Origin of the sequence: Winogradskyella psychrotolerans (assembly GCF_018860545.1) — a bacterium.
Lineage (GTDB): Bacteria > Bacteroidota > Bacteroidia > Flavobacteriales > Flavobacteriaceae > Winogradskyella > Winogradskyella psychrotolerans_A.
Genome location: NZ_JAHKPN010000002.1, coordinates 250,594 through 264,602 on the forward strand (window position 1 = coordinate 250,594; position 14,009 = coordinate 264,602).

The following is a 14,009-nucleotide window of genomic DNA, read 5'->3' on the forward strand; positions in this document are numbered from 1 at the left end:
AATTTCTGTTTTTTAATACCTATTACATAAACCAACCCATCATTACATTATGATAAAACATTTTCTCAATCTCGAATGGAAACAATATTTCCGTTCGTCTTATTGGCAGAAAAATATAGCGATTAACATCTTTATGGTGTTTTTTGCGCTTTATTTTATTGCTGTTTTTCTTGGATTAGGTATTGGCTTGTTCTTTTTATTGAAAGAAACTTTTCCAGATCAAGATCCATTTGTTATTGCGAATAGCTATCTGTTTTATTGGATTATTGGCGACTTATTAATGCGCTTCTTTTTGCAAAAGCTACCAGTAATGAGTGTAAAACCACTTTTAACGCTTCCAATTAAGCGATCAACCGTGGTGAATTATGTTTTAGGGAAATCAGCGCTTTCTTTTTTTAATTTTCTTCCCTTATTTGCAGTTATTCCTTTTAGTGTTGTACTTATTAATCAAGATTACGATACTGCTATGGTCCTCACTTGGATGCTGGCCATGATTATTACAGTGCTCATTATTAATTTCCTAAATTTTATAATTGAAGCCTTTTCAGCGGAATCAGAATTGTCATTTCTACCAATAATGGTAGTGGTCAGTGTTTTGTTTGGATTAAATTATTTTGAAGTTCTACCAATGACGTCGCTCATAGGTAGCGGATTTCTAGCCATTGCGAATCATCCCATTTTTATTCTAATTCCTATTGCAGTTTTAATCGGTTGTTATGTCTTTAACTATAAGACGTTAATAAAGAAACTGTATTTAGATAGCTCATTAAAATCGAAAGTTGCTGAGGTGAATGCTTCCGATTTATCATGGACTGAACGTTTTGGTGACATTGCACCATTTATGAAGCTCGATTTAAAATTAATCTGGAGAAACAAGCGTACAAAATCAATGACCTTTTTGTTATTAATAGGGGTGTTGTATGGATTGTTTTTCTATCCACAACCTATGTATAAAGAAATGACCTTTATGTCCGCTTTTATTGGGATATTTTCAACAGGATTTTTTCTAATCAATTTCGGACAATTCATTCCGGCTTGGGATAGTGGTTATTACAAACTGCTAATGAGTCAGAATATTAAATACGAACAGTATTTACGTTCTAAATTTATTTTAATGGTGATTAGTGTGGTGCTGCTTTTTGTATTAGGCATTCCGTATGTGTATTTCGGATATAAAATTTTAATAGCACATTTTGCTGCAGCCATTTATAATATTGGCGTTAATACGCACGTCATACTATGGGGAGGTTCTTTTAACCGTAAAAAGATAGAGTTAGATAAAAAAGCAGCCTTTAACTATCAAGGTACTGGTGCTGTGCAATGGTTAATTGGTATTCCGCTTATGTTAGTGCCTATGGGATTATTTGGATTGGTGAATTGGCTTGCTGGTTTTGCTGCAGCAATAGCTTTATTAATTGTTATCGGAGTTTTAGGCATTGTATTTCATAAAAAATTAATGAAAGGCATTACTCAAAAATATCTCAATTCAAAATACAAAATGATTGACGCTTTTAGTCAAGATAATTAATTAACCTTTAAGATTACACATCATGATATATACAAAAGACCTTTCAAAAACATATAACGGAACCACAGTTTTAAATATCGAAGAATTAACCATACCCAAAGGCCAAAGTTTTGGTTTGGTTGGGAATAATGGAGCAGGAAAAACAACGTACTTCAGTTTATTACTCGATTTAATAAAACCGACCACAGGAAACATTACTAGTAATAACGTTGTCGTAGATGAAAGTGAAGACTGGAAACCTTTTACATCGTCGTTTATTGACGAAAGCTTCCTCATAGGCTATTTAACGCCAGAAGAGTATTTCTATTTTATTGGAGAGCTTCGCGGACAAAATAAAGCCGATGTCGATAATTTAACATCAAAATTTGAAGATTTTTTCAATGGTGAAATCATAGGTAAGAAAAAATACCTGAGAGATTTAAGTAAAGGAAATCAAAAGAAAGCTGGTATTGTAGCGGCACTTATCGGAAATCCTGAAGTGATAATATTAGATGAACCCTTCGCTAACTTAGATCCTACAACACAAATTAGGTTAAAACAAATTATAAAAGATTTGGCCGAAAAACAAGGAGTTACCGTTTTAGTCTCTAGTCACGATTTAATGCATGTCACAGACGTTTGCGAGCGTATTGTTGTGTTAGAAAAAGGAAATGTGATTAAAGATTTAGAAACCAATCCTGCGACATTAAAAGAATTAGAAGCGCATTTTGGAAGTACAGCCATAACTTCTCAAGAAGAGGAATAAAAAATATAACAGATTTAAATCAGCGTAAGAACACTAAGAGGCTTGTTCCTATAACGTTCAATCCGAATGTATGGCTGTAAAGCGCTATTTATTTTACAAATAATTCTAATTGGCATGAAAATTATTTTCATGTCAATTTTTTTTATGCAATACTAAGCCTATGCGTTTCCGCGACTTCGCGTGAATATTAATTTTTTAATTCATCTAATAATCCCAAACAAACTACAATCAAGTCTTTATTCTTGATTCTAACAGCGAAGCGGTCTAATATCTTCTAAAATTCAGCCTCAAATTCAAAAAGATCCTTATTTTTACCACATAACACACTAAACAGGGTGTTTTTAAGTTATCTATAATACGATATTTCCATGTTAAATTGGATGTCAATCTAAATAGAACCAACGTTTGAAAACCTATTACAAAATCATATTGTCTCTATGTTGCGTGGTGATGCTTGCTCAAAGTTGTTCGCGTAAAAAGGATAAATTTATAAACCGAAAATTCCATGCTATGGGCACAAAATACAATGTGCTTTATAATGGAAATATTGCGTTAGAGCGCGGAAAAGATGGAGTAAATAATGAGTTTACAGAAAACTTCTGGGAACTTTTGCCTGTGGAGCGAATGAATGTATCCGAAGATATCTTTTTGCCAGGACAAACAAAAAATGCCGATTTTGAACGTGCCGAAGAAAAAGCGATAAAAGCAATTCAGGTGCATGGCATGAGTTTCGATGGAAAAGAAAAAAACACGCAGATAGATGAGGCGTATTTACTTTTAGGTCAAGCGCGTTATTTCGATCAGCGTTTTGTACCAGCAATGGCTGCCTTCAATAATATTTTGAATAAATACCCAACTAGCGATAAAATTAATCAGGTTAAAATCTGGCGCGAAAAAACAAGTATGCGTTTAGATAATGATGCAGGTGCTATAGAGAAACTCAAACGCTTATTAAGAGAAGAGGAAATTGAAGGGCAAGATTTAGCAGATGCTTCAGCAGCTTTGGCTCAAGCTTATCTTAACATAAAATCTAAAGACAGTGCAATAGCTCAGCTTACTATTGCGGCAGAAAACACTAAAGTTAAAAGAGAAAAAGCGCGTTACCATTTTATAAAAGGACAATTGTATAATGAATTTGGAAAAAAAGATAGTGCTAATTTAGAATTTGATGCTATTATAGACATGCACCGCCAAGTTCCAAGATCATTTTATATTAACGCACATATTGAGAAGTCAAATAATTTTGATGTTTTAGATGGTAATCAAATTGAGTTCGAAGAATACCTTACAGAACTCGAAGAGAATAGAGAAAACAGACCATTCCTAGATAAAATTTATTACCGGATTGCAGAGTATCATCGCAATAATACATCAGATAGCATTTCTGAAGTATATTATAATAAATCACTTAGGAAAACAACTTCAGATAAGTATTTAAGAGCGCTTAATTATGAAACTTTGGGGAACATGTACTTTGATAGAAATGTTTATAAAACTGCAGGAGCGTATTATGATAGTACAATGACCGCAATGGTCGTTAACACAAAGCCATACCGAATCATTAAAAAGAAGCGCGAGAATCTTGATGACGTTATATATTATGAAGGTATTGCGCAAACCAATGACAGTATTTTAAGAATGGTAAGTTTGCCAAAATCGGAACAATTAGCACTTTATACAAAACATGCAGAAGACCTTGAGGCAAAAGCTTTAGAAGCGCAAAAACAGAAAGAGGAGGAGTTAGAAAGACAAAAAAATCAGGCCACTCCAACGACAGGATTAGACCAAAATAATAAAACAGCTTCAAGAAGTTTAAGAACTCCACCAGGAACTTCTAGAGTAACTCCTTCTAGCGGCATAGGTAATAGTACGAGTAGTTTTTATTTTTATAATACCACCACTGTAGCATATGGTAAAAGTGAATTTATAAAACTTTGGGGAGAACGTAAACTTCAAGATAATTGGAAGTTTAATGACCAACGAGCATCTGTTGCAAATAACACAAAAGATGATACGTTAGTAGATAAAACGATTAAAGATAAACGTTTTGATCCAAAAACCTATTTAGCATCACTACCAACAAGTCAAAGTGAAATTGATAGCATCGCTACAGAACGAAACTATGCGTATTATCAATTAGGGATTATTTATAAAGAAAAATTTAAAGAGTATCAACTTGCAAAATCTAAACTAGAAAATCTTTTAGTAAACAATCCTGAGGACCGATTAATCTTGCCTTCAAAATATAATTTGTACCGTATTTATCTAGAATTAGGGCTAAGCCAAAAAGCAGAAGTAATGAAAGCTGCGATTATCCAAGGTTATCCTGAGTCGCGCTATGCTGAAATTCTATTAAATCCACAATCTGAATTATCTAAGGACGAAAACAGTCCTGAGGCCATTTATACCAAACTCTACGAACAATTTGAAAATGAAGAGTATGCTGGAGTAATTACAGGGGCAGAAGCACAGATTAAGCGATTTGAAGGAGATGATTTTGTCCCGAAGTTCGAAATTTTAAAGGCCTCTGCAAAAGGCCGACTTTATGGATTTGAAGCCTATAAGGAAGGGATTAACTATATTGCATTAACGTATGCTAACACTGAAGAAGGGAAGAAAGCGCAACAAATTTTAAAAGATGCTATTCCTGTTTTAGCAAAAAAGGAATTTGTTTCAGATGATACTGCCGATAAATTTAATGTTATATTTAAATTTGAGAACAATTCAGGTGAAGATATTGAAGCTTTTATAACGACTTTAAACGAAGAGGTGGCGAAAATAGAATACTTTGATCTTACGGTATCAAAAGATCTATACGATAAAAACACAACTTTTGTGGTAGTGCATGGTCTTAAAAGTATAAATGGAGCAAATGGATTTGGAGAATTGCTTAATTCGGGTGAAAAGGATAAACGAGGACGATTGTTAAAACCGAAAATCACCAAACCTTATTTTGCTATTTCATCACCTAACTATGCAATTATTCAACGACATAAAAACTTAAATTCGTATTTAGAGTTACAGTAATTTAAAACTATATTATCATGTTTTCTCCAGACAGAAAAAAACAAAAAGACCAATCAACTATGGAATCAACTACACAGCAAAATATTATAGCGCAAGGCACTAAAATTGTAGGTGACATTGCAAGCCAAGGCCCATTTAGAATTGACGGAACTGTTGAAGGTAACGTAAAGACTTCTGGTAAAGTGGTGGTAGGAAAATCAGGTTATATAAAAGGAACGTTGCAAGGTGAAAATGCAGATTTTGAAGGTAAATTTTCTGGTAAACTCATATTGTCTGGCACATTATCATTAAAATCTACAGCGCATATTGAAGGCGAAGTCCACATCACAAAATTAGCTGTAGAACCAGGTGCAACATTTAATGCGACCTGCAGTATGAAAGGCACTGTAAAGTCATTATCCGAGCCAGTTAAACAGCAATCTACACAAGCACAAAGTGTCCAAAGCAAATAAAGGGCCTAACAAGTTTATTAGGTTTACATCTGTTGCGTTTCAAATGGGGGGCACTATTTTTCTTGGAAATTATTTAGGACAATGGTTAGACGCAAAATATGATAAGGATTACTTAGAAACTACAATAACACTGCTTTCTGTCTTTCTATCCATGTATTTGGTAATTTCTCAAGTTATTAAAATGTCTAAAGAAGATGATTAAATCATTACTAAGCTATTTGGTATCCTTTGGGATATTATTTTTAATTATTCATTTTTCGCAAGCCTACCTTATTCGTCAGTCTGAAACTACTATTAGATTTAATTTGTGGGACACCAATGTTTTTTTTGCTGTAGCCTCATTATTAATATGTGTCCATTTTCAATTCTTCTCACTTGTTAAAAATTTAGAAACACAGTTGGGTTTTATTTATTTACCCACACTTTTTATCAAAGGTGTTCTGTTTTATTTGGCGTTTAAAGATTCTGTTTTCAATATTAACGTGTTAAGTATGCCAGAACGATTGAGCCTTTTAATTCCATTACTCTTATTCTTAGGACTAGAAGTTTATTTTATCGTTAAAATTCTATCAAAAATCGACAAATAAATAATAGCTATAAAAACATATTGTTATTTTAATAAATTACGTACTTTTGCACGGAATTTGAGAAGAGTATTTTTTAGAGTTTATTACAATGAAGATAGTTCAACGCAGTTTAAAATGTTTAGCAATAGCAATTTTGATGTTTTTACCAACATCTATTTTTGCATTTAATGCTGGTGAAGATGGTGGTCAAGTTTCTGGAAAACAGGAAGTAGAAGCCTATATTGTACATCACTTAAAAGACTCACACGATTTTAATTTATTTTCCTACACCGATGATTCTGGTGAACGTCAACATTTTGGTGTTGCTCTACCGGTAATACTTTGGTCTTCAGAAGGATTGGTGACTTTTATGTCTTCTGAGTTTCATCATGATGACAATGGGCACGTCATTGTTGAGAAAGACGGCCTAAAATTCACAAAGATCCATTCAAAAATTTACGAATTAGAGAAAGGTGCTACTGCGGTTAGTTTTGATGCAGATCACCATGCTACCAATGCATCTAAGGTGTTAGATTTTTCAATCACTAAAAGTGTTGTTGGTATCTTATTAATAGGTTTATTAATGTTATTCTGGTTTTCTAGATTAGCTAAACAATACAAGAAAAAACAAATTCCTACAGGTTTCGGACGTATTTTAGAACCTTTAGTGTTATATGTGCGTGATGAAATTGCGCGTCCAAATATTGGAGAAAAGCACTACCGTAAATTTACAGGCTACCTATTAACCGTATTTTTCTTTATATGGATATTAAACTTAGCAGGTTTAACGCCGTTAGGTTTTAATGTTACCGGTCAATTAGCTGTTACAGCATGTTTAGCAATCTTTACACTTATTATTTATACCGTAAGTGGTAACAAAGATTATTGGATGCACATCTTATGGATGCCAGGAGTACCAATTTTTGTAAAGCCAATATTAGCGGTAATCGAATTGGTAGGTGCGTTTATCATTAAGCCTTTTTCATTATTAGTACGTTTGTTTGCAAATATTTCTGCGGGTCACATTGTATTAATGAGTTTAATTGCTATTATGTTTACACTTAAAGAATCTTTAGGTGTTGTTGGTGCAACAAGTTTATCGTTTGTATTATCATTTTTCTTGTTACTAATTGAATTATTAGTAGCGTTTTTACAAGCGTATATTTTTACTATGCTTTCCGCTTTATTTATTGGTATGGCTGTAGCAGAACACGATCATGAGCATGAAGAGCATGCTCACGAAATTTCTTCAGATGTAGAAGATGTGAGAGGAGATTTTATTTAACAAGAATTTTTTTAATTTAATTATATATATCAATTTTTATGGAACCAGTAACTTACAATTTAATTGGAGCAGGATTAATCGTAATCGGAGCAGGTATTGGACTTGGTCAAATCGGTGGTAAAGCAATGGAAGGTATTGCTCGTCAACCAGAAGCGGCAGGAAAAATCCAAACAGCAATGATTATTGTTGCAGCACTTTTAGAAGGTTTAGCATTTGGTGCTTTATTCTTAGGAAAATAAGAACCGAATCAAAATTACAAAAACACTATCCTGTAACGGTTGGTTGCAGGACGTGTTTTTAAATTAAAAAAAGAATTAACACCTAATTAGTTAATAGGATGGAAACATTATTAAACGATTTTTCACCAGGATTATTTGTAGTCTCAACAATATTGATGTTGGCGCTAATAGCATTAATGGTGAAGTTTGCTTGGAAACCAATTTTGACGTCTTTAAATGAAAGAGAAGAAGGTATTCAAGGTGCTTTAGATGCAGCAGAAAAAGCAAAGCGTGAAATGGCTAATCTTCAGGCTGATAACCAAAAGTTATTGCAAGAAGCAAGATTAGAAAGAGAAACTATGCTTAAAGAAGCACGTGAGCTTAAAAGTAAGATGATTGCAGATGCTGAAGCACAAGCACAGTCACAAGCGAACAAAATGATTTCTCAAGCACAGGAAGCAATTGAAAGTGAAAAGAAAGCAGCTATGGCAGAATTAAAGAGTCATGTTGCAGGTTTATCTTTAGAAATTGCAGAAAAAGTAGTACGTAACGAATTATCTAACAAAGACAAGCAAGTAAAATTGATTGAGGATATGTTAGGTGAAGCAACTTTAAACTAATTAGTTATGTTAGGATCAAGAGCAGCCATAAGATATGCTAAAGCAGTTTTAAGTTTAGCAACAGATCAAAAATCTGAGGAAGCGGTAAGTGGTGATATGAAATTAATCACAGATACAATCGCCCAGAGTGAAGATTTAAGTCAAATGCTTCAAAGTCCTGTAGTAACATCTTCAGATAAGAAGGCTGTATTGTTAGCTGTATTCAAGGATACAAACGTTGCCACTACTAATTTAATAGATACGTTAATCGCAAATAAGAGATTACCATTATTAAATGATGTGGCATCAAGTTATATTTATTTATACGATGAGCAAAGAGGGAGCCAAGTAGCCACGGTTACAACGGCAATTCCTTTAACTGATGCGTTAAAAAGCAAAGTTTTAGCTAAAGTTAAAGAGCTGACAGGTAAAGATGCAGAATTAAAAAATATTATTGATGAAAGCATTTTAGGTGGTTTCATATTAAGAGTCGGGGATATTCAGTATAATGCTAGTATTTCAAACAAACTGAATACATTAAAAAAAGAATTTACATTAAATTAATAAGTTATACGTCGGTAGCTTTCTAAAAACTAACGACTAAAAACTAAAGACTAAATAAGATGGCAGAAGTAAATCCAGCTGAAATATCAGCAATCTTAAAACAACAACTTTCAGGTTTTGAAGCAGGTGCTTCATTAGATGAAGTGGGAACAGTATTAACTGTAGGTGATGGTATTGTACGTGCTTACGGATTAGCTAACACACAATATGGTGAATTAGTTGAATTTGAAGGTGGTGCAGAAGGTATCGTACTTAACCTTGAAGAAGATAACGTAGGTATTGTACTTTTAGGAACTTCAATAGGAATTAAAGAAGGTTCTACAGTAAAACGTACAGGACGTATCGCCTCTGTAAAAGTAGGAGAAGGTATTGTTGGTCGTGTTGTTGATACGTTAGGTAATCCAATTGATGGTAAAGGACCAATTGTTGGGGACACTTACGAGATGCCATTAGAGCGTAAAGCACCAGGGGTTATTTATAGAGAGCCTGTAACAGAACCATTACAAACAGGAATTAAAGCGATTGATGCTATGATTCCAGTGGGTAGAGGACAACGTGAGTTGGTTATTGGTGACCGTCAAACAGGTAAAACGGCTGTTTGTATTGATGCTATTTTAAATCAAAAAGAATTTTACGATGCAGGTGAGCCTGTATATTGTATATATGTTGCTGTAGGTCAAAAGGCTTCAACAGTAGCTTTAATTGCTAAAACTTTAGAAGAAAAAGGAGCTTTAGCATATACGACTATCGTAGCGGCGAACGCATCAGATCCTGCAGCAATGCAAGTATGGGCACCAATGACAGGAGCTTCTATTGGTGAGTATTTTAGAGATACAGGTAGACCAGCGTTAATTGTATTTGATGATTTATCAAAACAAGCTGTTGCCTACCGTGAGGTATCTTTATTATTAAGACGTCCACCGGGACGTGAAGCTTATCCTGGTGATGTATTTTATTTACACTCAAGATTATTAGAGCGTTCTGCAAAAATCATTAATAATGATGAGATTGCTAGAGAAATGAATGACCTTCCAGAGGTGTTGAAACCAATGGTAAAAGGTGGTGGTTCTTTAACAGCTTTACCAATTATTGAAACGCAAGCAGGTGACGTTTCAGCATATATCCCAACTAACGTAATTTCAATTACAGATGGTCAGATTTTCTTAGATGGTGATTTATTTAACTCTGGTGTTCGTCCAGCAATTAACGTAGGTATTTCTGTATCTCGTGTTGGTGGTAACGCGCAGATTAAATCTATGAAAAAAGTATCTGGTACATTAAAATTAGATCAAGCACAGTATCGTGAATTAGAAGCGTTTGCTAAGTTTGGTTCAGATTTAGATGCTGTAACTTTAAACGTAATTAATAAAGGTAAGCGTAACGTTGAAATTTTAAAACAAGCGCAGAACGATCCGTTTAAAGTAGAAGATCAGGTAGCAATCATTTATGCGGGTTCTAAGAACTTATTAAAAGATGTTCCTGTTGAGAAAGTAAAAGAATTTGAACGTGATTACATTGAGTTCTTAAATGCAAAGCATAGAGATACTCTAGATTTACTTAAAGCTGGTAAATTAACTGATGAGGTTATTGATACATTAACAAGTGTAGCAAAAGATCTTTCAGGAAAGTATAATTCATAAAGTTATAAGTTTAGAGTTATGAGTTAAAATTTAGCTTACTCATAACTCTAAATTTAAATTATTAAGCTAATGTCACTCAGCGCTTAGGCAAAGAGTCTTTATCATATAAAGAATGGCGAATTTAAAGGAAATTAGAAACAGAATATCATCAGTGTCTTCAACGATGCAGATTACTAGTGCCATGAAAATGGTATCTGCTGCTAAGTTAAAGAAGGCTCAAGATGCTATTACAGCAATGCGTCCTTATTCTAATAAGTTAACGGAATTGCTTCAGAGTTTAAGTGCAACTTTAGATGCAGATTCTGGAAGTAAGTATGCAGAGCAACGTGAAGTTAAAAATGTACTTATAGTTTCAGTGACTTCTAACAGAGGTTTATGTGGTGCGTTTAACTCGAACATTATTAAGCAAACAAATAACTTAATCAATAACGTTTACGCTACTAAAAACGTCTCTGTTATTGCTATTGGTAAAAAAGCTAATGATGCATTTGCGAAACAAAATAGAGTCATTGCAAACAAAAGTGATATTTATGACGATTTAACCTTTGACAATGTTGCTGAAATAGCTGAAATGCTAATGGAGAAATTCGTTTCTGGTGAATTTGATAAGATTGAGATTGTTTACAATCACTTTAAGAATGCTGCAACGCAAATTATATTGACAGAGCAATTCTTACCAATTGTACCTATTGAAAGTGACGATAATGTAACTTTAGATTACGTTTTTGAACCTTCTAAAGTAGAAATAGTTGAAGAGTTAATACCAAAGTCGTTAAAGACACAATTATATAAAGGTATTAGAGATTCTTTCGCTTCCGAGCATGGTGCACGTATGACAGCAATGCATAAGGCGACAGATAATGCGACAGAATTAAGAGATCAGCTTAAATTAACATATAACAAAGCAAGACAAGCAGCTATTACTAACGAAATCCTTGAGATTGTTGGTGGAGCAGAAGCTTTAAATAACTAACAAAACTGAATACACTGCTGTAGAATCTAGCTCGTGTATTGTAGTTCATAAATAGTAAAGCCTAACTTTAATGAGTTAGGTTTTTTTATGCTTTTATATTTCAAAATTTTTTCAACCTTCCTTTCTTTTAGATGTTCATCATATGATAAACTGGTGAAAATCAGTTTTAAATGCTTACTTTGTAAGTTTTTTCCTTCCATTTACATCATATTAACCGATTTATTTGTTTTTTAAAGTGTCTAATTTAGATATTTTTATATATTGCAGTCCCAAACCTTAACCTACTTTATAATGAAACTATTAAGAAAGTCGGCTTACGCCATTGTTTTTACTATTATTTGTGGTGCAACTAACCTTTGTGATGCCCAGAATAATAAGATTTCAACTACATTTCAAAAACAAGCTCCATTCGAAGTTAATTCTCCTTCTTTTCAAGAATGGTATGCAGGTATCAAAGTTGGTGGAACCGGAATTAACATATTCCTACCTATCACTGATGTTGCGCAAAATGTTGAAATCACCGAAATTTATTTTAGAAACCTAAAAGGTGACCTTATTAAAGTTAATGGGACCTACTCAGCACAGCTTAAGAATAATTCACCGTATTATACGTTTAAAAAATCTGAACCTACGGAGGATTATCCTTTTAAGCTAAAGGATACAGAATGTGTGGTAGCTTATACTGAAAATGGGCAATCAAAATATTTTAAGATTACCAATATTACTGAATTTGCAGGAACATATTATGAAAATGGACCACCTCCAATTTACGTAAAGGAAAATGCAACAGATCTTGTGTCTGTTGAGGACCAAGAAGTGGATAATTAGTAATTAAAATACGTTATATATTCAGCCTTGCCTAAAAAGCAAGGCTTTTTTATTTCTTTATTTCAACCAAGTCGATGGTTCATTAATATTTAATACTTTTGAAGTCTATAATTTAAGCAAGATTGAGCGGATTCAAATCACTTTTTAAACAAACATTTATTTACGGCTTAGCGACTGTGCTACCTAGAATGTTGAGTTTTATTTTAGTGCCACTTTATACGGATCCAGCAGTGCTTTCTGTGGAAGAATATGGTCGTGTATCATTCATATTTGCATATTTTGTATTGTTTAATGTTGTTTTGGCGTATGGTATGGAAACCGCATTCTTTAGGTTTTTTAATAAAGAAGAAAGTCAAGAGAACGTTACCAGCACATCTGCAATTTCATTAATAGTTAGTTCAATCGCATTATTAGGAATTGCTTTTCTATGTAGACATCAAATTTCAAGTCTCATCAATATAGAACTTCAGTATCTCAATTTAGTTTTTATCATTTTACTATTAGATGCTTTGGTAATTATTCCTTTTGCGTGGTTACGAGCTACGGCAAAACCAATGCGTTATGCCGTAATTAAAATATTAAATGTAGCTGTGAATTTAGGGCTCAATGTCTTTCTGTTATTATATTTAAAGGATTTAGCTGATGGTAATTCCGTTTTTAACGCGATCTATAAACCAGATTTTGAAATTAATTACATCTTCATCTCTAATGTCATTGCAAGCGGATTAACACTGCTTCTATTACTGCCATTTTACACCCAAATTACATTTAAGTTCAATACAGTTCTATGGAAAAAAATGATGCGTTATGCCATGCCTGTGCTTGTTGCTGGAATTGCCTATTCGGTCAACGAAACTTTTGATCGTATTTTATTAGAAAAATTATTACCAGCAGATATTGCTGACGAACAAGTTGGTATGTATTCTGCTTGTTATAAGCTAGCCTTATTTATGACGTTATTCGCTACAGCTTTTCGTTTAGGTATAGAGCCGTACTTTTTTAGCCATTCTAAAACAGATAATCCGCAAAAGAATTATGCGAGAATTTTAGAATATTTTGTAGCCTTTGGTGCTGTTATATTTTTAGCTGTCGTAGTATTTGCAGATGTTTTAAAACCTTTTATTATCCGGAGTGAAGCCTATTATGAAGCCATGTGGATTGTGCCTTTTATACTTCTAGCTAATTTTTGTTTAGGTATATATCATAACCTTTCAGTTTGGTATAAAATAACAGATCGGACTAAGTTTGGAGCTTATATCTCAATATTCGGTGCTATTACAACTTTAGTATTAAATTATGTGTTAATTCCTAAGATTGGTTTTAAAGGGTCGGCGATTGCAACACTTTCAGCCTATTTAATAATGATGTTATTGTCCTTTTATTACGGAAAAAAATACTATCCTATTCCTTATAATCTTAAAAAGATAGTCTTGTATTTTGGGCTTTCAACAATGTTTTCAATGTTGTACTTCTATGTTTTTAGAGGAAATTATGTTATTGGAATTGGTGCATTAATCGTATTTTTAACCCTTGTTTTTCAACTTGAAAAAAAGGAATTAAAACAATTATTAAAACGAAACTAAC

The 14,009-nt window shown here is 33.3% G+C and carries 14 protein-coding genes; all 14 read left to right on the top strand.

Features of this window, described 5'->3' with window-relative positions; genetic code table 11:
* Window positions 1–49: 49 nt before the first annotated feature.
* The 14 genes from KO515_RS01045 (at window position 50) to KO515_RS01110 (ending at window position 14,008) form a co-directional block, all read left to right on the top strand.
* Window positions 50–1,528 (top strand): DUF5687 family protein, encoded by a 1,479-nt coding sequence (locus KO515_RS01045; RefSeq protein WP_215934520.1) that lies wholly within the window; start codon window positions 50–52, stop codon window positions 1,526–1,528.
* Between the two features lie 22 nt (window positions 1,529–1,550).
* Entirely contained in the window at window positions 1,551–2,273 is a 723-nt protein-coding gene (locus tag KO515_RS01050; RefSeq protein WP_215934521.1) for an ABC transporter ATP-binding protein, read from the top strand.
* Window positions 2,274–2,783: 510 nt separating this feature from the next.
* Window positions 2,784–5,300, top strand: coding sequence for a tetratricopeptide repeat protein (locus KO515_RS01055; RefSeq protein WP_252723744.1), 2,517 nt, complete (start codon window positions 2,784–2,786; stop codon window positions 5,298–5,300).
* A gap of 17 nt (window positions 5,301–5,317) precedes the next feature.
* Window positions 5,318–5,752 (top strand): bactofilin family protein, encoded by a 435-nt coding sequence (locus KO515_RS01060; protein WP_178986365.1) that lies wholly within the window; start codon window positions 5,318–5,320, stop codon window positions 5,750–5,752.
* On the top strand, window positions 5,736–5,954 hold the full coding sequence (locus KO515_RS01065) for an AtpZ/AtpI family protein (protein ID WP_244954718.1): 219 nt from the start codon (window positions 5,736–5,738) through the stop codon (window positions 5,952–5,954). Before KO515_RS01060 ends, KO515_RS01065 begins: the two co-directional genes overlap by 17 nt.
* On the top strand, window positions 5,947–6,339 hold the full coding sequence (locus KO515_RS01070) for a DUF6168 family protein (RefSeq protein WP_215934522.1): 393 nt from the start codon (window positions 5,947–5,949) through the stop codon (window positions 6,337–6,339). The genes KO515_RS01065 and KO515_RS01070 overlap by 8 nt, the downstream gene beginning before the upstream one ends.
* Before the next feature lie 88 nt (window positions 6,340–6,427).
* The gene (gene atpB / locus KO515_RS01075; RefSeq protein WP_215934523.1) at window positions 6,428–7,603 is read left to right on the top strand and encodes a F0F1 ATP synthase subunit A; all 1,176 of its coding nucleotides are present in this window, start codon (window positions 6,428–6,430) and stop codon (window positions 7,601–7,603) included.
* Between the two features lie 38 nt (window positions 7,604–7,641).
* The gene (atpE, locus tag KO515_RS01080) at window positions 7,642–7,842 is read left to right on the top strand and encodes an ATP synthase F0 subunit C (protein WP_020896353.1); all 201 of its coding nucleotides are present in this window, start codon (window positions 7,642–7,644) and stop codon (window positions 7,840–7,842) included.
* A 98-nt stretch (window positions 7,843–7,940) separates the two neighbouring features.
* The gene (locus KO515_RS01085) at window positions 7,941–8,441 is read left to right on the top strand and encodes a F0F1 ATP synthase subunit B (protein ID WP_215934524.1); all 501 of its coding nucleotides are present in this window, start codon (window positions 7,941–7,943) and stop codon (window positions 8,439–8,441) included.
* A gap of 6 nt (window positions 8,442–8,447) precedes the next feature.
* Entirely contained in the window at window positions 8,448–8,984 is a 537-nt protein-coding gene (gene atpH, locus KO515_RS01090; protein WP_215934525.1) for an ATP synthase F1 subunit delta, read from the top strand.
* A 59-nt stretch (window positions 8,985–9,043) separates the two neighbouring features.
* Window positions 9,044–10,624: a F0F1 ATP synthase subunit alpha gene (atpA, locus tag KO515_RS01095; protein WP_215934526.1), complete on the top strand. Its 1,581-nt coding sequence runs from the start codon at window positions 9,044–9,046 to the stop codon at window positions 10,622–10,624.
* A gap of 112 nt (window positions 10,625–10,736) precedes the next feature.
* A complete protein-coding gene (gene atpG / locus KO515_RS01100) occupies window positions 10,737–11,597 on the top strand; it encodes an ATP synthase F1 subunit gamma (protein WP_215934527.1) in 861 nt (286 codons plus the stop codon).
* A 291-nt stretch (window positions 11,598–11,888) separates the two neighbouring features.
* A complete protein-coding gene (locus KO515_RS01105) occupies window positions 11,889–12,425 on the top strand; it encodes a hypothetical protein (protein ID WP_215934528.1) in 537 nt (178 codons plus the stop codon).
* Window positions 12,426–12,547: 122 nt separating this feature from the next.
* Complete coding sequence (locus KO515_RS01110) at window positions 12,548–14,008, top strand: oligosaccharide flippase family protein (RefSeq protein WP_215934529.1); 1,461 nt, start codon at window positions 12,548–12,550, stop codon at window positions 14,006–14,008.
* Window position 14,009 lies beyond the last annotated feature (1 nt).